Genomic DNA, 19,387 nt, shown 5'->3' with positions numbered 1-19,387 from the left:
AGGTTGGGGAGTCGCGGGGTGAACGAACGCAGCTAGGCATCACGTTTTCGCGACAGCATCGCGCTCCTCCGACTACGTCTCGGGCGCCATCCTCAACGCGGATGGCGGCTGGCTCGGCCGCTAGTCCTTACGCGCGATAACCGCTTCGGGCCGCAGGTCGAGGCGGCGCAATAGTTGCGCGTTCACCGCGACAACGACGGTCGAAGCCGACATGAGCAGAGCACCGACGGAGATCGGCAGCACGAACCCAATCGGTGCGAGCACGCCAGCAGCGAGAGGCACCGAGATCAGGTTATAGCCGGCAGCCCACCACAGGTTTTGGCGCATCTTGCCGTAGCTGCGGCGCGAGAGTTCGAACACGGCGAGCACCGAGCGTGGGTCGTCGCTCGCGAGCACAACACCGGCCGAGGCGATGGCCACGTCAGTTCCGGCGCCGATCGCGATTCCGACATCCGCCTGGGCGAGCGCTGGCGCATCGTTCACGCCGTCACCGACCATCGCCACGGTGCCGCCCGCCTTCTGCAGCTCGGCAACCTTGCTGGCTTTGTCTTCTGGATGCACGCCCGAGAACACCCGGTCGATGCCGAGTTCAGCGGCTACCGACTGTGCCACAGCATCCGCATCTCCCGTGATCATCACGACCGTGACGCCCTGCGCGTGCAGCGCATCGATCGCCTGGCGCGAGTCTTCGCGCACTTCATCCGCGAGCCCGATCGCCCCGATAACGTGACCGTCAGAGAGCACGTGCAGAATGATCGCGCCGGCATCCGCCCACTCGGTTGTTACGTCGATGGGCTGCTGGTTGTGCTGGCGCAACATGCTCGGCCCGCCAACGCTGATGGTGGCTCCATCGACAGTCGCTTCGACGCCAACACCGCTCGATGAGCTGAAGCTTGAGGCTCCGACTCGTTCGAGTTCGCGCTCCTTCGCGGCGGCCACGATCGCCTTCGCCAGCGGATGCTCGCTGTCGTTCTCCGCCGCTGCCGCGAGTCGAAGAACGTCATCCTCATTCGCATCCCCGACCGCCGCAACGTGCGTGACGGCAGGCTCGCCCTTCGTGAGGGTTCCCGTCTTGTCGAAGAGAACGGTGTCGACCTTGCGCATCGTTTCGAGGGCAAGGCGGTCTTTCACGAGCACTCCGGCGCGCGCCGCGCGCTCGGTAGAGATGGAGACGACAAGCGGGATGGCAAGACCAAGAGCGTGCGGGCACGCAATGACGAGCACCGTGATGGTGCGCACGATCGCGTCATCCGGATTGCCCACGAGGGTCCACACGGTGGCGGTGAGCGCTGCAGCACCGAGAGCGAACCAGAACAACCAGCCCGCCGCGGTGTCGGCGATGCGTTGCGCAGGTGACGACGAGCTCTGCGCCGTTTCAACCAGCTTGGTGATACCCGCGAGCGCCGTATCATCGCCAATCGCCGTGACCTTCACCCGGATCGAGTTATCGGTAGCGACGGTTCCCGCCACAACGCGGTCGCCCTCACCCCGCGCAACCGGCTGCGACTCTCCCGTGATCATCGACTCATCCACCTCGGCTGAACCGTCGATCACTTCGCCGTCGGCGGGTACGCGTCCGCCGGGGCGCACGATGACGACATCGCCGACAACGAGCTCAGACGGCGGCACGGTGACGAAGTCATCGCCCTCAACCTTCTCCGCTTCATCCGGAAGCAAGGCGGCAAGAGAGTCGAGCGCGCTCGAGGTCTGAGCCAGCGACCGCATTTCGACCCAGTGGCCGAGCAGCATTACGACGATGAGTAGCGCAAGCTCCCACCAGAAGTCGAGCTCGTTCGCAATGAGGCCCAGGGTGGATGCCCACGAGGCAACGAAGGCGACGGTGATCGCCAGTGAGATCAACAGCATCATTCCCGGTTTGCGGGATTTCAGCTCCGAGAAGCCTCCCGTGAGGAACGGCTTGCCACCCCAGAAGTACATGACGGTGCCGAGAGCCGGCGAGATCCAGTGAAGGAGCGCGACATCGGGCAGCGAGTACCCCAGTATCTGCGCAAACATCATGCTGAATCCGGCAACCGGGATTGCCATCACCAGCATGATCCAGAACAGGCGGCGGAACTGCGCGACATGGTGAGAGTGATCCATGAGCGCCACGCTATACCCCTAGAGGGTATGGCTCAACCCAAAGAACTCAACTCCCAGCTACCGTAGAGCCGTGACCACCTTCAGTGAGGAAATCGTGTCCGCAGTTCTCGCCCACATGAATAGCGACCACAACGATGACAATCTGCTCATCGTTCGTGCGTTCGCGGAATCAGCCGCCATCTCCGCGGCCATGGTGTCACTCGATGGCACCGAGGGCACCTGGCAGTATTCGGATGTCGACGGCATCGAACACCACGTGACCGTGCCCTGGAGCACGGAGATCACCGAGCGCGCGGAGATCCGCCAGGAGATCGTGAAGCTTTACGATGCTGCGTGTGACAAGTTGGGCGTCGAAGCTCGACCGCACAGCTAGCGTCGCCGTGGCATCCACCACTGCGGTGAACTGAGCAACTTTCACCCTCCCCTGCCCTAGCCAAACGCTAGGAAAGAGGAGTACGAATAAGAAGCAGCATTGCGCACTCACCTAGTGTGCGCACAAGGGGGAAGTAACTATGACTCGATCACCCAACCGCATGCTCGGGGCCATTGTCGGCGGATTCTTTGTACTTTTCGGCTTACTCGGCTTCACCGTCACCGGCGGTGTTGGCTTCTTCGCGACCGAGGGCGGGATGCTCGGCAATCTCTTCCAACTGAACGTTTTCCACAACGTTATCCACATCTTAATTGGTGCGGCACTGGTGCTCGCTGCTCTCGCAAACCGTGCCGCAGCGCGCGCCGTTAACTCCGGACTTGGCTTCGCCCTGCTCGTGCTCGGGTTCGCCGGGCTGCTGCTGATCGGAACAGAATTCAACGTTCTGGCAATCAATGCCGCCGACAACGTTCTGCACTTTGCGGCCGCGGTACTGCTACTTCTCGTCGGCATCGGCGCCGACAGCCGCGCCACGGGCGTGAGCGTCTAGCCCTCGCCGAACGGGCGGCACATCTTCACGCCACCACGACTCACTAGTACGCACTCCAAACCACTCGGGCGAGGGGTACGAATAAGAGTCAACCGCGCGAGCACAGGGTTTGCGCAGAGGAGGCACTGTCATGACTAAATCACCTAACCGCCTGCTGGGAACAGTTTTCGGCGCGGTCTACATTCTCGTCGGACTGCTCGGCTTCACCGTCACGAACGGCGTTGGATTCTTTGCCACCGAGGGCGGGCTGCTGCTGGGCCTGTTCGAAGTGAACATCTTCCACAACGTGGCCCACCTCATCATTGGAGCTGCCCTGCTGCTAGCCGGCCTCTCCAACGTGAAGGCCGCCCGCACCGTGAACTCCGTAATCGGTTTCGCTTATCTGGCGCTCGGCCTCCTCGGTCTCTTCCTCGTAGGGTCAGCGCTGAACATCTTGGCCCTGAACGCTGCTGACAACGTGCTGCACTTTGCTAGCGCCGCCGTCTTGCTTGCTGTTGGCCTCGGCGCCGACAAGCGTGCAGCTGGCGTTACCGCCTAACGCGCACCACAAGTCCCAGATCACTTCCCGAGAGGAGAACCGTCATGTCCGCAATAACCAGAACCTGGATCGCTTTTGCCGCAGTAGGCACCGGCCTGATCCACATTGCCCTCGTGATCGGTTCTCCTCTCGCTCTGGGCATCCCTCTGGCGATTCTTGGTGCCGTCGAGTTCGGGTGGGGCATTCTGGCCTTCACCCGCGACTCACTGCCGTTTGCTCGCATCACCATGGTCGTCGCGGTGGCGCCACTTGTTGCCTGGGCCCTGCTGATGACCGCCGCAGCCGTCTTCCAGAACCCAGCGCTGGGTGCTTCTCTGGATGTTGTGCCATGGGGAATCGCTGCCCTGTTCCAAATCTTTGTGGCGGGCACGCTCGCATTCCACTCTCGTCGAGCTCGTGAGGGCAGGGGCGCCGCTACGTCAGCGCCCAGCGCAGGCCGCTACCTCTTCGCCCTCACAGTGGGTGCGCTCGCCGTCGGCGCCCTCACGACCCCCGCTCTTGCTGCCACGGAGGCCGGCATCTACGCCCAACCCCATGGCGAACACGATGGATCATTCACTCCGCAACGCGACATTCCCGCTGACGAGGGCACTGGCGAGGGCGTTGACGACATGTTCAACCTTCCCGACCACGACGGTCACTAGCTCCGCACTGTTCCTGACGTCACCAGCGTGATGCGGAATACCCAACTTTCGGATGATGTTTCGCCCAATTCGGCTTCGCTAGAGTGAGGGTTACCTAACCCCGCTTTCGCTAGGAGACCCCGTGGCCGTCATTCCGTTCTCGCAGGCTCTCCGCGAGCGCACCTGGTCAAGCCACGGCGACAGCGAGGGAGCCGACTTCATGAAAGACCTCATGACGGGCAAGGGCACCCGCGATGACTACATCGCCCTCGTCGCTCAGCACTACTTCATTTACGAAGCAATCGAAGCGGCCGCCGACCAGTTCTCGACAGACCCCGTAGCGGCGCCCTTCATCACGTCACAGCTCACGCGCCTTCCCGCGATCGAAGCCGACCTCGCGTTCTTGATTGGCGCCAACTGGCGCGATCAGATCTCGGCACTACCGACCGCAGCGGCCTACGCCGCTCGCGTACGCGAAGTCGCTGCCCAGAACTGGGCCGGCGGCTTCATCGCCCACCACTACACCCGCTACCTCGGCGACCTCTCGGGCGGTCAGATCATCCGCACCATCATGCAACGCCAGTTCGGTTTCGAAACCAACGGTGTCGGCTTCTACCTGTTCGACGAGATCGCGAAGCCCAAAGAGTTTAAAAACACGTACCGCGACCAACTCGATGCTGTCGAGTGGGATGACACTGAACGCGACCGAGTCATTGAAGAAGTGCTCGCCGCATACCAGTTCAACACCGACCTGTTCATCGACCTGTCGCGCGCGAAAGCGGCCGCCTAGCCTGCCGCGCGGGTCGTGTCGCCGAACCGGCACGGCCCGCCTTGGGCAGCGTTCTCCTCCGCTGCCTACATGAGCGCCCCCACCGCTAGCCGACGCTGGAGGAGCGTTAGCCGAGCCCCGCGCGCTCTTCGCGAACGCCCTCAGCTTCGGAATCCGCCGCTCCCTCAACGGGCTTCTTCGACAGCCCCACTGACCCGGCGCTGGAGCGACCCGCGAGCGCAGTGTGCACCGCGATCGACTCATCGACGTCGGCGTACCGTGGGCGCAAACCCACAGGGCGTCGCTTGCGCTCTTCGCGTTTCGCTCGTCGAGCCGCAACGATCAGGTTGAGGGCCTCGACCATGATGGCGAAGGCCATCGGCGCATAGATAAGAGCCTTGTCGATGTAGACCCCGAATCCCTCGGCGATCAAGAAGACTCCGATGAGGAGCAAGAACGACAGGGCCAGCATCTTCACTGTTGGATGCTTGTTGACGAAGGTGAAGATAAAGCGCGCCGCGAAGAGCATGATGCCGAACGACAGCACAACCACGGTGATGATCACGACGAGGTTTTCTGTCATACCGACGGCCGTGATGACGGAGTCGAGAGAAAAGACGAGGTCGAGCACCAGAATCTGCGCGATAACCGACCCGAACGTGACCGCCTTCTTGCCACCGCCAGAGCTGTGCTCCTCGTCACCCTCTAGTTTGTGGTGAATTTCGGTGACAGCCTTGTAGACGAGGAACACACCACCTGCGATAAGGATGAGGTCTTTCCACGAGAACCCCAACTCGCCGACGACGAAGATTTCGTCTTTCAACGTGATGATCCAGCCCGCAAACAGCACAAGCACGATGCGCATGAGCATCGCGAGAGTGAGGCCTAGGTTCCGAGCCTTCGCCTGCTGGTCCTTCGGCAGTTTCGATGCGAGGATCGAAATGAAGATGACGTTGTCGACGCCGAGCACAATTTCGAGAACGAAGAGTGTGAGAAAGACCGCGATGAGGTCAGGAGTAAAGGCGAAGGAGAATTCCATTCGTCAATTCTCCACTACAGCCCCGCGATTGCGGGAGTAAGCCGGAGAAAGTTAGCCCTGTGCTTCAATCTGCTCGCGCAAGCCGTCGAGTGTGCGCAACACCGTGAGCGACGTATCGAGTGGATGCTCGGGCGCTTCCGTTCGCCCCGCTGCAATGTGCTGGGCAATCGCCGTCGTCTGAAAAGCGAGCCCTTCGCGGCCGCGCAATCCCGTGCCGTCAGTGAACTCGATGCGTTCTTCGTCGCGCACGAAAGCAAAGCCATTCGGCGCGTAGAACGGAGTGCGCACCTCAACGCGAGCGCGCGTGCCGCTGATGCGGGCCTCCGTAGGGGTGTCGGCCAGCATCGTCGTGTGCAGCACGGCCTGGGCACCGGTGGCATGGTCGAGAATCATGGCCGCCTGCGCATCAACACCGCTCGCGAGCATCCGCCCCGTTGTCACGGCTGCGCTCGGGGCACCGAGCACAAACTGTGAGAACCACACGGGGTAAATGCCGATGTCGCGCAGCGAACCACCACCCATCGCAGGGTCGAAGACGGGTTGACCGGATGGTTCCCCAAAGTTGGCGCCGAAATCTGCCGTGACCATCGCCACGTCTCCGAGCTCGCCCTGAGCCAAGAGCTGCGCGATGATCGTGGTTTGCGGCAAGAAGCGGGTCCACATGGCTTCCATGGCAAAGACGCCCGCAGCCCGTGCGGCATCCACAATGACTTGGGCGTCTGCGGCGTCAATACCGAGGGGCTTCTCGATCAAGACATGCTTGCCCGCAGAGATCGCGAGTAGCGCCAGCGGTTGATGGAAGACGTTGGGCGCAGCGATGTAGACGATGTCGACGTCAGGGTCGGCAACGAGCTGGTCGTAACTGCCGTAGCTGCGCTCGATGCCGTGCTTCTGAGCGAATTCTGCCGCGCGATCGGCCGAACGCGACGCCACGGCCACTACCCGCTGGTCGGTGTTGGCGTGCATCGCCGCCACCCAGTCGGTGGCGATGCCGCCGGGAGCGAGCACGCCCCAGCGCAGCGTGGGGCCGCCTCGAAGTGGCGTAGCGGTGGAGTTAGGCAGAATCACGACAGTTCCATTCCCAAGTAGATCGAGTCAGTTCCGCGCGCCAACTCGGCGAAGCCGAGGTGGTGGTAGAACGAGATCGCATTGTGGTTGTCTTCGCCAACATCGAGGTGAACCCCGCGTACTCCGCGAGCACGCAATGCCGTAAAGAGTGTCTCCATCATTGCTCGCCCCGCGCCGCCACCTTGCACGCGCGGCAGTAGGTCAATGTGGAGGTGCGCGGGGTGATTCTCGACCGCCGCCGCCGGTGCTGTCACCGGCGAGTGGAGGTGAGAGATCAGCTCGTCGTCGAGCGAACTACCGGAAGTCTCCGGGTACTGCTCACGCAGCACCGGCCACCACTCCCGTTCTTGCCACTGTTCAAACTCGCGGGTATCGGCGGCACCGAGAACGTAACCGGCGACTCCGAGTTCGTCCGCAATGACGAACGCGAGATCGGGGGCACCCACGAGATACGGGCCCACGTAGATGTGGCCCAGGAGGTCAGGATTCGTGAAGAGAGCGCTCCCATCGGCCCCGGCATCCGCGGTCTGAAGACACACGCGATAGCTACCGGGAAGATCGTAAGGCCCCGCAGGACGAATGTTGCTCATGGGTTCACCATATCGCTCGCGTCAATTGGTCTACATCGTGCACCAGAGATCAGAACAACAGTGGTCTAGTGGTCTGCGCTAGAACCCAGTATTCGCGGGGCATCGTGCAGCATTCACCGGGAATGTTTCGATCGTGTTACGGCACGATGTACCCCGGAGTGGTCTCGTCAACTCTTTACCATTCGCCTCGACATAGGCTTCAATGTGAGGGTGACAGTCGTAGAGGAGTCCACCCGGCACACCCTTCGCGCGCGCTTACGAGAACTCGTAGCGTCGACAGAGGTGGGCAAGAGCCTGCCCAGCGAACGCGACTTGAGCGCCCGCTGGGGCGTCGCCCGCATGACGATCCGCCGCGCGGTCGATGCGCTCGTCGCCGAGGGCCTCGTCGAACGTCGCCACGGCTCTGGCACGTACGTTACCCCGCAGCCTTTTGTGCGACTGCTCGGGCTCACGTCTTTCTCACAAGATATGCGTGACCGCGGCCTTGAGCCCAGCGCCCGCCTGTTGGCTTACCGAGTTGCCCCGGCCGACACCGCCATGGCTACCCAGTTGCAGATCACTCCGGGCGACCCTGTCGTCAGTTTTACGCGCTTGCGTCTCGGCAGCGGCGAGGCCATGGCTGTCGAAACGGTGTGGATTCCGCAAGCCCTCGTTCCTGGCATTAACGGCAGTGACCTTGGCGGGTCCCTGTACGAGCTGCTCAGCAACCGCTACCGCGTTGTCCCCGGCGCCGCGAACGTCTCGATCGAACCCGTGCTACCCGATGAGCGAGTGCGCGAGCTGCTGACCATTAGCGAGAATCAGGCCTGCTTGCGCATCCGGATGGTCGACTCTGACGCGCGCGGAAAGATCATCATGATTGCCAATTGCTTCTACCGCGGCGACAAGTACCAGCTCACTGCCCAGGTCTCAGGTGGCGCGTTCTCCCCCGATCCGACCCGGAACAGCTAATGCTTCGCGTGCTCGCTGTCGACGGCGGCCAATCTGGTATTCGCCTCAAGAGCAACGCGCAGCCCGGAACGGTCGAAGTGGATGGGGTCAGCCGACTCGAAGGTGACACCATGCGCTCCGTTGCTGGTGCCATCGCCACCGCGTGGAGCCACGGTAACTTCGCGCCCGTGGATCGCGTGATACTCGGCCTCACAACCTCCCCGGCTGATGCGGCATCGACCGCACGGTTGGCTGAGCTGGTTGCCTCAACTACCGGTGCTGGCGAAATCTGGATTGCTAATGACACTGTCACTTCCCATGCGGGCGCCCTCAGCGCCGAGGCGGGCGTGTCACTCAACACCGGCACTGGGGTGGCCTGCCTCGCCGTCCGCGAAAATGGGGAGTCCCACACTGTCGACGGTGATGGTTACCTTCTTGGGGATTCCGGTGGCGGTTTCTGGATTGGCGGTCGAGGACTTTCCGCTGTGCTTCGCGCCCGTGACGGCCGCGGTGACCTTACCTCTCTCACTCATCACGCTGCCGAGCAGTTCGATGGAGTAGACAATCTTGCCGCGCGTCTTCACAGCGCACACCGACCGGTCAATCGCATCGCCCAGTTCGCACGCTCTGTTCTCTCCGCAGCACAAGACGGGGACACTGTCGCCAACGCGATAGTCGAAGAGGCTGCTCGTGAACTCTTTCTCACCGCTCGCGTTGCCGTTGACTGGGTGGCGGCGGATGCTCCGCTCGCGCTCGGCGGCAAACTACTTGGCCCGAACACTCTGCTCTTCGCTCGCTTAGTCGAGCACCTCGCCTCGGAGGGAATGTCCTTCCGGCCCGCCGATGGTTCAGCGCTGGAAGGCGCCCTGCTGATCGGCTCCGGGGACACCACGACGCTTTATCGCAGCCTCATCCACGTGTGGAAAGAAGGAAACCCCGCATGAGCACCATGAGCCCCACCGCCCTCGACGCCAATTCTCCGGCCGCGCGCTATCTGAGCGTCGCAACTACTCTCGTTGAACGACTGCGCACCGAGGAAGGCGGCAATATTGTGGCCGCGGCTCGCATCGTCGCCAATGCGCTCATTGCTCAACGCACCGTCCACATCTTTGGCACTGGCCACTCCCACATGCTTGCCGAAGAGCTGTACTACCGTGCAGGCGGCCTCGTAAACGTAAAGCCTCTTCTATTCGAAGGGCTGATGCTGCACACGAGTGCGCTGCTCAGCACCTCCCTCGAACGTCTTCCCGGCCTCGCCGAGGCGCTGTTGCGCGATCACCCCATCGCTCCGGATGACGTGCTCATCGTGGCATCCAATTCCGGCAGCAACGCTGTGACCTCTGAGCTTGTGCAGTTGGCGATGGCAAACGGTACTCCCGTCATTGCCGTAACGAGCCTCACTCACGCCACCTCCCCCGAGGCCCGCCCGACCACCTTTCCCCGCCTTCACGAGCTTGCGACCGTCGTGATCGACAATGGCGGCGCCGTCGGCGATGCTGCCGTCGACATCGCTGGCCTCGATAGCCGAGTGTCTGCGACCTCTACTGTGGTGGGAGCAGCAATTCTCAACGCCGTGATGGCCGAAGCCATTCAGCTTTCGGTGGATGCCGGAGTGATCCCCGACATCTACGAGAGCAGCAATACCTCCAGCGGCGATGTCAGCAACCACCGATTCAGTGGCCGGATAACCACACCATGACCACTCACTCTCAGGTCAGCGCTACAGCCTCTCCTTTCGCCGTCCGCGGCGTCATCGAGGGCTTCTACGGCGCGCCTTGGAGCCATGAACAACGTCTCGACCTGATCGATTTTCTCGGCGAACGCGGAATGAACACCTTCGTGTACTCCCCCAAGGACGACCCGCTCGTTCGGCACGATTGGCGAACTCCCTACGAGGGTGCCGAACTCGCCCGCCTGGCCGAACTCATTGCCCGCTGCGCCACGCACGACATGACGTTCATGTACTGCCTCTCCCCCGGGCTCACGATGAAGTACTCCAGCGATGACGACATCGCGATGCTGCTCGCCAAGTTCGACTCCGTGCGCGAACTGGGCGTCACGAGCTTCGGACTGTTGCTGGATGACATCCCGGCCCGGCTGCAGCATCCAGCCGACCTAGCCACCTTCCCCGATCTCGTCACCGCTCACCAGTCAGTCATTGGCCGCGTGTTTGCCCAGTTCGACTCGAGCACTCAGCTCACCGTGTGCCCCACGCAGTACTGGGGTTATGGCGACGAGGAGTACATCAGCCGGCTCGGGCTCGGCATTGACCCGCGCATCGACCTTTTCTGGACGGGTCGCGCCATTTGCTCAGCCACGCTCGATCTCGCCGATGCCGCTGTTTTTGCCCGCGCCACTGGTCGCCCCGCTACCTACTGGGATAACTACCCCGTGAACGATGTCGCGATGGGCCATGAGCTGCACATCGGGCCTTATCGCGGCCGTGATCCGCAGTTGCACCGCTTCTCGACCGGCATCATCGCCAACGGCATGGAACTCTTCGAGTCCTCCAAGATTCCCTTCGCTACGATCGCCGACTATCTGCGCGACCCCGCGGGCTACGACCCCGAGGCCAGCTGGAAGCAAGCGATTCTGGATGTCGTTGGTCCCGACAACGCCGAAGACTTCAGCATGTTCGCCGATACCGTTCGTTCCTCGTGCCTCTCGGCTGACGACGCTCCCGCCCTGGGCGAGGCCCTCGAGCGCTTCACTTTTGAGTCGGAGTACGGCGATCCCGCCGCCGCGGCATCCGAGTTGCTCACGATTGCAGACTCGATGGTGCGCAGCGCTGATCGGCTGCTCGATGGTCCGGTCACCAACCAGAAACTCATTGACGAGGTTCGCCCGTGGCTCGAGTCGTTCCGTGTGGGCGCCCACGCCCTCGTGGAGGTCGCGCAGCTCGCCGCTGCAGGCCGGCTCGCCACCGATGGCCCGTCGCGGCTTCGTCCCTTCCTCGATGCGCTGCGCGCCGCTCGCCGCCGAGTTTTCGGCGATTTGCTCGATATGACTTTGGCGGAGCTCGTTTCCGTCGGGGGTTCACCACCCGAATCACCTGCTTCACCCGCACGACCCCGCACTGCATCACCCGACACTGCATCACCTACAGCAAAGGAATGATCATGCCCGTCACGAGAAAGAAGACTCTCGCTGCTGTCGCTGCTCTCAGCGCCTCAGCCCTGATCCTCACCGGTTGTTCAGCCGGCGGAGGAGGTTCCGACGACAACGTTCTCCGCATCGCGATGGGCTCCCCTGGTGAAGCTCAGATCCGTGTCTGGGATGACGTAGCGGCTCAGTTCGAGGCTGCGAACCCCGATCTGACCGTCGAGATGAATTATCAAGACGACGACCTGTACCAAACCATTGGGCTCCCGAACCTGCTCAACGGGCGCAATGCTCCCGACATTTACTTCGAGTGGGCCGGTGCTCGACTCGAACAACGCGCCGCCGATGGTTTCGCGGCCGACCTCACCGAGGCCGTGACCTCCGGCCCCATTGCTGGGCTCTTCGATGACGAAGTGTTCGGCTCGCTCACCGTTGACGGCGAGATCGTCATGGTGCCGCACGCTGCCGACGTTGCCAATGTGCTCTGGTACAACGAAGACATTTTCGCGGCTGCCGGGCTCACTCCTCCCACCACGTGGGATGAGCTGCTCGCCACGTGTGACGCCCTCGATGCCGAGGGAATCATCCCGATCGCTTCCGGCAATAAGGATCTGTGGGCCGCGGGCAACTGGCTCGCCCACGTGACCTCGCGCGTTGTTGGCGAAGAGGCTTACAGCGCCGCGCTGTCGGGCGAGGCAGATTTCAACACTCCCGAGTGGGTTGAGGCCTTTGGCTACGTCCAAGAGCTCGCTGACCACAACTGCGTCAACGAAAGCGCGAACGCTGTCGACGACAACGAGGGTGCTCAGCTCTTCTTCCAGGGCAAAGCGGCCATGCACGCCATCGGATCATGGCTCGTGAGCTGGGCCATCGACGAGGCGCCTGACCTCAACTTCGACTACGTAAACCTTCCGACGATGCCCGGTGAGGGCAATCAGGAGAGCGTGATCGGTGTCGTTACCGGCTACGTCGTCAACGCCAAGAGCAGCAAGCAAGACCTCGCTGCCGAGTTCCTTGCCCTGCTCAACAATGACGAGAACGTTCAGGCGTTCATCGCTGCTGAACTCACTCCGATGGCGCTCTCCGCATCGTCGGGTGAAGAGATCGACTCCCGAAGCGCTGGCCTCATCGACATGCTTGAAACAGCTCCGGCGATTGTGTTGCCGCCCGACACCGGGTACGACCTCGAAACCGCCAACGCGTTCTATGCTGCACTTGCCGAAGTGCTCGGCGGACAGTCCACTCCCGCGGATGCCGTTGCGGGTATCGATTCCAAGCTGGGCTAACCATCCCCATTCATTAGCCCCACCGCTGGTCGTCCGTCACCCGAAGGCGGACGACCAGCTTCTTTCTCCCGGAGGGAACCACCCATGAAGGCGAACCGTACGGCCACCCCGTATCTCTTCGTGGTGCCCGCCATGGCCGTCTTCGGTTTCGCTGTGCTCTTCCCCGTGATCATGACCTTCGCCTACAGCTTCACGGAATGGAATGGCTACGGCACCATGGTGTTTGTCGGCATCGACAACTACATCAAGGCCGCAAACGACGCCTTGTTCCGAGACTCCTTCGTGCACGTGCTCATCTACATCGCCGTCACCATTGTGCTGGAGGTCATCGTCGGCCTTGTTCTTGCGGGTCTCGTCAGTGTGCGCCGCCGCGGTTCGCTCTGGTTTCGTGTGGCAATCTTCACGCCTGTGATGCTGCCGATGGTGGTTGTGGCTGTGCTCTGGGCTTTCGTTTACAACAACGACTTCGGTCTTCTCAACGCAGCGCTGCAGTTCCTCGGTCTCGACAGCCTGCAGCGGGTGTGGCTCGGCGATCCGGCAACCGCGCTCCTCGCTGTCAGCGTGGTCTCGGGCTGGGTATATGCCGGTTTCTACATGACCATCTTCTACGCGGCCTTCAACCAGGTGCCCACCGAGGTGATCGAGGCGGCTCGGCTCGATGGTGCGAACGAATGGCAGCTCTTTCGCCGCATCAAGGTGCCGATGATCCGCAACGCGATCACTGTCGCACTACTTCTCTGCATCACCGGCGGCTTCCAAGGCTTTGACCTCTTCTATGTCATGACCAACGGCGGACCCTACGGTGCCACCGAGATCCCGACAACCTACCTGGTGAAATCTGTATTCACTTTCCAGAATGTTGGGTACGGCTCTGCCATGGCGGTTGTGCTCACGGCTGTTGTTGTGGCGTTAGGCCTCGTCTTCACGCGAGTCAATCGTGAGAAGCCAGAGGATGTGCGCTCATGAGCCTGACCGAACGTAAATCCCCGACCTCCCTGCAGCGGGGCTCAGGAAGCACACATCGCACCGCACGCAGAACTCCCCTGCGGATCCCCGATGTGCTCTTCACCGGAGCCCTCGCGGTCGTCGCTGTGGTGTTCTTCTTCCCCATGCTCTGGATGGTGTTCTCCAGCTTCAAGTCAAACTCCGCGATCTTTGCGTCACCCTTCGCCCTGCCGACCGAGATCGACTTTGGCCGCTGGGTCGAGGCCTTCGAGATCGGCCACATCGGCCAGTACGCGCTCAACAGCATCATCGTCACGGGGGCTTCGGTCCTCGGCATCCTCCTGTTCGGGGCGGCTGCCGCCTTCGCGTTCAGTCGCTACCGCTTCCGGGGCCGTAACCTGCTGATGGGGTTACTAGCTCTCGGCCTCCTGCTGCCGTTGCAGTCCTACTTCATCGCCCAGTCCACGATGTTCACGCAGCTGGCTATTACCGATACGCGCTGGGCCCTCATCATCCCGTACACCGCCATGGGGTTGCCCTTGGCCGTGTACCTGCTCAAGGTCTATTTGGATGCCGTGCCCAACGAGCTCTTTGAGGCTGCCCGCATCGACGGAGCGAGCGACTTGCGCGTCTTCGGATCGATCGCGCTCCCGCTACTTCGCCCCGGCCTGGCGACAGTGGCGATCTTCTCGGCGCTCTCGAGCTGGAACGAGTTTTTGCTCGCCCTGCTCTATATCCAGGATGACGCGCTCAAGACGATTCCGACCGGCTTGCTTGCATTCTCTAGTCGGTATGTAACCGACTACGGCCTGTTGTTCTCGGCGCTCTCGATCGTCACACTGCCGATGATCGTGATCTATATCGTTTTCAACAAGCAGATCGTAGAAGGCATCACGGCGGGCAGCGTGAAGTAGCGGGAGAGTGGAGTAGCGGCAGCGTGAATTTGCGGCAGTCGCAACGGGGGAGTGCGATCCCCACTTCGGGGGAGCGCAGGCCTAGCCTCTACGCCTGAATGGCGGGAATCGGCTTCGAGCGCGACATGAAGCGCACCACGTTCTCATCCACGATGATGTCGCTCGGGCGTAGCGGTCGCGTGAGGTAGAGCCCTTCGAGGCGACTGATGCGGCTGAGTGCAACGTAGGTCTGGCCGGGGGCGAACGAGCGCGGTCCGAGATCCACGATCGCACTGTCGTAGGTTTTGCCTTGCGACTTATGGATCGTCACGGCCCAGGCGAGGCGCAGCGGAAACTGCGTGAACTCGGCCACGACATCCTTGCGCAGCGCTTTCGTGCGCGCCGAGTACGAGTACTTGAACTTCTCCCAGACGGCGGGCTTCACTTCGTAGTCGCGCCCGTCGATCTCCACCCAGACGGTGTCAGCGATCTTGACGACGGTGCCGACGCTGCCGTTGACCCAGCGCTGGGTGCCGCCCTCTTGAGTATCGTTGCGCAAGAACATCACTTGCGCCCCCACCTTGAGCTCAAGCGATTCATCGGCTGGGTACGCCCGCCCACCAAACTCTCCGGAGATCTCGGCCTTCGCCGTGAGCACTCGACCGGGCAGTCGGGCGAGTGCCGACGCATTAATACGCGTCACAGTGCTGTTCGTGGTCGCGAGCGTGATGGTGCCGTCGTCGGGCGCGGGCCGCGCGCCGACCGCATTGAGACGCCCCGCGATTTCAGCGGTGACGCCGTTGTGACGTACGGCATTGAGCATGTATTTGAACTCATCCTCATGCTGGCGATGGATGCTCGTGAGTTCGTAAATCGTCAGGTCGGTCTCCTGCCACACGAGAGCATCGAAGAACCAAATAGAACGATAGCGATCCTCGAAGTAGGCACGCTCGTCCGGATCTCCGGGAACGGGAGCGAGCTGATAAGGATCACCGAAGAGAACGACCTGCACACCACCGAACGCTTCATTCTTGCGCTGCCGCGCCTGACGCAGACTGCGGTCGATTGCATCGAGAAGGTCGGCGTTGACCATGGACACTTCGTCGATAACGAGGGTTTCGATGGTGTTCAGCAGTTTGCGCAGTTGGTCGGTCTGCTCAAGCTCGTGGTCGGCGATAACGCCGATTGGCAGCCGAAACAGCGAATGGATGGTCTGCCCGCCCACGTTGAGGGCGGCCACTCCGGTGGGGGCACAGATCACGATCTGCTTCGACGTTTTGTGTGCCAAGTGGTTGAGGAGCGTCGATTTACCCGTACCTGCACGCCCCGTAACAAAGAGATTGTCGCGCGTCGTCTCAATAGCAGCGAAGACGGCTGCTTGCTCCGGCGAGAGGGTTATTTCAGACACTCAATCACCCTAATGCTGCCGGTGGTTCCACCAGTGCCTGCGCGCCGCAATCTGTGTGCAGGGTATCCCTCACCTCAACGGTTTAGGATGTGTGAATGCGTCGCGAGCTTGTCACCTGGTCTATTGTGCTCGGGCTGATCGTTGCTGCCTTTGTCACGACGGTGTTGATCGTGAATTCCACCCTGTTCAGCGCGAATGGTTTTGTGCGCAGCTATCTGGGCGCGCTAGCCCGTCATGACATGGCGGCCGCTCTGCAGATTGCCGACATCCATGTGACTGACGAGCATGGCGCCGCCTCCGATGATGGCTCCGGCGCTACGCCAATCGACACCACGGGCGCAGGCTCGCTGCTCTTGGCTGGATCGCACGACCTCCTTCGCCCCTCAGCACTCAGCACTATCGAGAACATCGAGCTTGCTGACCGCACGGTGAACTCCAATGGCACCGAGACTGTGACTTTCGTTTACGACCTCGATGGCACCACCACAAGCTCAGCGTTCACTGTCGAGCGTGACGGAGCGCGCTTCGGCGTTTTCGCCGACTGGAAGTTTGTCAGCACGCCCTTGACAATCGTGCGACTGACGGTGTCGAACGCCCAGAACTTCACGGCCAATGGCTCAGAATTTGTGGCCCCTACCCCCAACACTCCCACACCCTACGTCGTGCTCACGCCCAGCAGCTTTGAAATCAGTCACACGTCAACATTCCTGACGGCTGACCCCATCCGGGTCTCCGCAGTAACGCCGGGCGATACCGTGCGCGCCAACCTCAACGTCGTCGCTAACAACGCGATGATCGCGCAGGTTCAGCGCGAGGTCAACGACTACCTCGATGAGTGCGCAACCCAGGTGGTTCTTCTGCCCACTGGATGCCCGTTTGGCCAACCGATGGCCAACCGCATTGTGACGACTCCGGAGTGGAGCATCGCCAGTTACCCCGAGGTCACACTCGTTCCCAGCGGCGACGCCGGAAGTTGGCTTATGCCTGCTACGGATGCCGCAGCACACCTCAAGGTCGATGTCCGTTCCATTTTCGATGGCTCAGTCTCCACCTTCGATAAAGACGTCGACTTCACCGCAAGTTACCTCGTGACGTTTATGCCGGAGGATGAGTTGCTCATCACCGCGCAGTACCCCAACTAGCGCTGCAACATAAGCGCTTAGCGCTTAGCGCTTAGCGCTTAGCGAGCATCTCGTTGTAGGCGTCGAGTTCGGCATCCCCGTCGCGCTCCGCTTTGCGGTCGTAGCGCGCTGAGGCACGGCTGTCGCTGCGGCGCCACATGATGGCCACCGCAATCGCGAGGGCGATCGTCGGGATTTCCCCGACGCTCCAAGCGATCCCGCCTCCGATGCGCTGATCCTCAAGCGCACTGACGCCGGTGTCCCAGCCCATTGCGCCGTACCAGTCGGCGAGCAACAGTCCCGTACCCGTCATCAGTGCCAAGCCGAAGAACGCGTGGAAGGCCATCGTGCCCAGCAAGAGCAACAAGCGAATCGGATACGACGTGCGGTGCGGGGTCGGGTCGACGCCGATGAGGGCCTGCACGAACAGGTAGCCCGAGCCCAAGAAGTGGATGATCATCCACTCGTGCCCCACATGGTCGGTCGTCGCCCAGCGGAAGATCGGCGTGTAGTAGAACACCCACAGTGAGACCACAAAGATGCCGGCAGCGACGAGCGGATGCCCGATGACAGCCAAGTACCGCGAGTGCACAATCAGCAAAATCCACTCGCGCGCTCCGCGACTGCCGTCGGTGCGCTTGCTAATCGCACGCATCGCAAGCGTCACCGGCGCTCCCGGAACCAGCAGCACCGGAATCATCATCCCGAGCGTCATGTGCCCGAGCATGTGCATCGAGAAAAGGTAGCCCTCGTACACGTTGACGCCACCGTTGGTGATGTAGAACAGCAGCAGCATCCCGAGCACCCAGAACACGGTGCGGTGCACGGGCCAGCTGTCGCCGCGCTTGCGCAAGCGCCACACGCCTGCGAGGTAGAAGAAGATCGCGAAGGCGCAAATCAGTACCCAAATGAGGTCGAAGCTCCACAGGGTGAAAAGGTTGCCGGCGCTGACGGGTGGCGGCAACGGCGAGCCCGTGAGGTACGCGGCGGGGGAGGAGTCGGGCACATCGGCGGCCACGATCTCCGGAACGGGAGTGGGAGTCGCCGCCAGAGCGGCGGCAGCACCCGAAGCGAGGCCCATGAAGCCGAGCTCGGCAGTGACAATCCACCAGAACCATCCGCGTTCCTTGCGCGGGCTAGCTTCGAGCCGGCCGATCGCATAGTTGCGGTACACGGCCCCGAAGAGCCCCATCACGATTAAGGCAAAGACTTTGACGAGCACGAGGATGCCGTACGGCGACAGCAGGTTCGTCAGGTTTTCGACACGAATTTCTGCACTCACATAGCCGGAGGCGGCCACCACGATAAAACTCACGAGCGCGATGGTCGAGTAGCGGCGCAGCACGATCGCGAGGCGCTCTTTGCCCAAGGCGGAGCGGGCGATTGCGATCGCGAGAAGTCCGCCAAGCCAGAGGGCGGCGAAGACGAGGTGCAGGTAGATGGCGCTCGTGGCCGCGTCGTGGTCTTCTGTTCCACCGCTGTGGCCCTGAAGCGCCATGGGGATGAGACCGGCTACAGCGAGAACAAGAACGAAGGCGAGGGCGCTCATATTGCGCACTGCGAAGCACAGAACGGTCACAGCGGCCGCTATGAGCACTGTGGCTAGCCAGGCTTGGCCGAGTTCGGTGACGGCCAGAAAGCTGGCGAGAACGTCGCCGAAGGCGCTAGAGAGGTCGATTGGCTGGTTACGTACGGCCAGAAAAGTGAAGAACCCGGTGAAGGCGGATGCCACCGCCCACACGGCGGCGCCTGCGGCCGCAAAGTCGAGAGTGAGACTGAATTCCTCGCGCTTGGGGCTCATCGCAAAGATCGCGATCATGAGCGCGCCGATCGTGGCAGAGAGGCCGAGGTTTACGAACAGCTTGGAGATGGGCAAGCCCCACCGCACAACAGCACCGGGGTCGAGCAGGATGGGGGCTTCTGCTCCTCCGCCGAAACGCAACCCGGCCACTGCTACGACGAAGGCAACGATGATCAGCAGCGCGGGACCGGCTATCCGGCTGATTCGTAACACGCTTCAAGAGTACTCGCGGTTATCCGGGAGTGCGCCCA

At 62.0% G+C, this 19,387-nt stretch carries 19 protein-coding genes; 13 read left to right on the top strand and 6 right to left on the bottom strand.

What is annotated here, in order from left to right:
• Positions 1-120: 120 nt before the first annotated feature.
• Positions 121-2,103, bottom strand: a complete 1,983-nt coding sequence (locus ACR3YK_RS05535; RefSeq protein WP_486176205.1) for a heavy metal translocating P-type ATPase — start codon at positions 2,101-2,103, stop codon at positions 121-123.
• Between the two features lie 70 nt (positions 2,104-2,173).
• On the opposite strand from ACR3YK_RS05535, the gene ACR3YK_RS05530 reads away from it, so the two are divergent.
• The 5 genes from ACR3YK_RS05530 (at position 2,174) to ACR3YK_RS05510 (ending at position 4,974) form a co-directional block, all read left to right on the top strand.
• Entirely contained in the window at positions 2,174-2,476 is a 303-nt protein-coding gene (locus tag ACR3YK_RS05530; RefSeq protein ID WP_341618748.1) for a DUF2470 domain-containing protein, read from the top strand.
• Between the two features lie 139 nt (positions 2,477-2,615).
• On the top strand, positions 2,616-3,023 hold the full coding sequence (locus tag ACR3YK_RS05525) for a DUF4383 domain-containing protein (RefSeq protein WP_486176204.1): 408 nt from the start codon (positions 2,616-2,618) through the stop codon (positions 3,021-3,023).
• Positions 3,024-3,153: 130 nt separating this feature from the next.
• Positions 3,154-3,561, top strand: coding sequence for a DUF4383 domain-containing protein (locus ACR3YK_RS05520; RefSeq protein ID WP_486176203.1), 408 nt, complete (start codon positions 3,154-3,156; stop codon positions 3,559-3,561).
• A gap of 44 nt (positions 3,562-3,605) precedes the next feature.
• Positions 3,606-4,205 carry a hypothetical protein gene (locus ACR3YK_RS05515; RefSeq protein ID WP_486176202.1) on the top strand — a complete coding sequence of 200 codons (600 nt, stop codon included), beginning with the start codon at positions 3,606-3,608 and terminating at the stop codon, positions 4,203-4,205.
• A gap of 121 nt (positions 4,206-4,326) precedes the next feature.
• Positions 4,327-4,974 carry a biliverdin-producing heme oxygenase gene (locus ACR3YK_RS05510; RefSeq protein ID WP_486176201.1) on the top strand — a complete coding sequence of 216 codons (648 nt, stop codon included), beginning with the start codon at positions 4,327-4,329 and terminating at the stop codon, positions 4,972-4,974.
• Positions 4,975-5,080: 106 nt separating this feature from the next.
• On the opposite strand, the gene ACR3YK_RS05505 is transcribed toward ACR3YK_RS05510, so the two are convergent.
• The 3 genes from ACR3YK_RS05505 to ACR3YK_RS05495 are packed head-to-tail and all read right to left on the bottom strand — an operon-like array spanning position 5,081 to position 7,650.
• Positions 5,081-5,992, bottom strand: coding sequence for a TerC family protein (locus tag ACR3YK_RS05505; RefSeq protein ID WP_486176200.1), 912 nt, complete (start codon positions 5,990-5,992; stop codon positions 5,081-5,083).
• A gap of 51 nt (positions 5,993-6,043) precedes the next feature.
• A complete protein-coding gene (locus ACR3YK_RS05500) occupies positions 6,044-7,060 on the bottom strand; it encodes a Gfo/Idh/MocA family protein (RefSeq protein ID WP_486176199.1) in 1,017 nt (338 codons plus the stop codon).
• Positions 7,057-7,650: a GNAT family N-acetyltransferase gene (locus ACR3YK_RS05495; RefSeq protein WP_486176198.1), complete on the bottom strand. Its 594-nt coding sequence runs from the start codon at positions 7,648-7,650 to the stop codon at positions 7,057-7,059. The genes ACR3YK_RS05500 and ACR3YK_RS05495 overlap by 4 nt, the downstream gene beginning before the upstream one ends.
• Before the next feature lie 210 nt (positions 7,651-7,860).
• Here ACR3YK_RS05495 and ACR3YK_RS05490 point away from each other — a divergent pair, with 210 nt between their 5' ends.
• From ACR3YK_RS05490 to ACR3YK_RS05460, 7 genes are all read left to right on the top strand, one after another.
• Positions 7,861-8,601, top strand: a complete 741-nt coding sequence (locus ACR3YK_RS05490; protein WP_486176197.1) for a GntR family transcriptional regulator — start codon at positions 7,861-7,863, stop codon at positions 8,599-8,601.
• Entirely contained in the window at positions 8,601-9,524 is a 924-nt protein-coding gene (locus ACR3YK_RS05485) for an N-acetylglucosamine kinase (protein ID WP_486176196.1), read from the top strand. The genes ACR3YK_RS05490 and ACR3YK_RS05485 overlap by 1 nt, the downstream gene beginning before the upstream one ends.
• A complete protein-coding gene (locus ACR3YK_RS05480) occupies positions 9,521-10,279 on the top strand; it encodes a sugar isomerase domain-containing protein (protein ID WP_486176195.1) in 759 nt (252 codons plus the stop codon). Before ACR3YK_RS05485 ends, ACR3YK_RS05480 begins: the two co-directional genes overlap by 4 nt.
• A complete protein-coding gene (locus tag ACR3YK_RS05475) occupies positions 10,276-11,697 on the top strand; it encodes a protein O-GlcNAcase (RefSeq protein ID WP_486176194.1) in 1,422 nt (473 codons plus the stop codon). Before ACR3YK_RS05480 ends, ACR3YK_RS05475 begins: the two co-directional genes overlap by 4 nt.
• A 2-nt stretch (positions 11,698-11,699) precedes the next feature.
• A complete protein-coding gene (locus ACR3YK_RS05470) occupies positions 11,700-12,968 on the top strand; it encodes an ABC transporter substrate-binding protein (RefSeq protein WP_486176193.1) in 1,269 nt (422 codons plus the stop codon).
• Positions 12,969-13,052: 84 nt separating this feature from the next.
• Entirely contained in the window at positions 13,053-13,934 is an 882-nt protein-coding gene (locus ACR3YK_RS05465; protein ID WP_486176192.1) for a carbohydrate ABC transporter permease, read from the top strand.
• Between the two features lie 92 nt (positions 13,935-14,026).
• Positions 14,027-14,827 (top strand): carbohydrate ABC transporter permease, encoded by an 801-nt coding sequence (locus tag ACR3YK_RS05460; protein WP_486176191.1) that lies wholly within the window; start codon positions 14,027-14,029, stop codon positions 14,825-14,827.
• 88 nt (positions 14,828-14,915) lie between these two features.
• On the opposite strand, the gene ACR3YK_RS05455 is transcribed toward ACR3YK_RS05460, so the two are convergent.
• On the bottom strand, positions 14,916-16,214 hold the full coding sequence (locus ACR3YK_RS05455; RefSeq protein WP_486176190.1) for an ATP-dependent DNA helicase: 1,299 nt from the start codon (positions 16,212-16,214) through the stop codon (positions 14,916-14,918).
• A gap of 95 nt (positions 16,215-16,309) precedes the next feature.
• Between ACR3YK_RS05455 and ACR3YK_RS05450 the strand changes: the two genes are divergently transcribed.
• Positions 16,310-17,356, top strand: a complete 1,047-nt coding sequence (locus ACR3YK_RS05450) for a hypothetical protein (RefSeq protein ID WP_486176189.1) — start codon at positions 16,310-16,312, stop codon at positions 17,354-17,356.
• Between the two features lie 31 nt (positions 17,357-17,387).
• Here ACR3YK_RS05450 and ACR3YK_RS05445 read toward each other — a convergent pair whose 3' ends face one another.
• Positions 17,388-19,349, bottom strand: coding sequence for a bifunctional copper resistance protein CopD/cytochrome c oxidase assembly protein (locus tag ACR3YK_RS05445; RefSeq protein WP_486176188.1), 1,962 nt, complete (start codon positions 19,347-19,349; stop codon positions 17,388-17,390).
• Positions 19,350-19,387: the final 38 nt, after the last annotated feature.

The sequence above is a fragment of the Salinibacterium sp. 10G20-15 genome (genome assembly GCF_057365065.1).
Note: the sequence above shows the minus strand (reverse complement) of the source record. Positions and strands in the feature narration are given on the sequence as shown.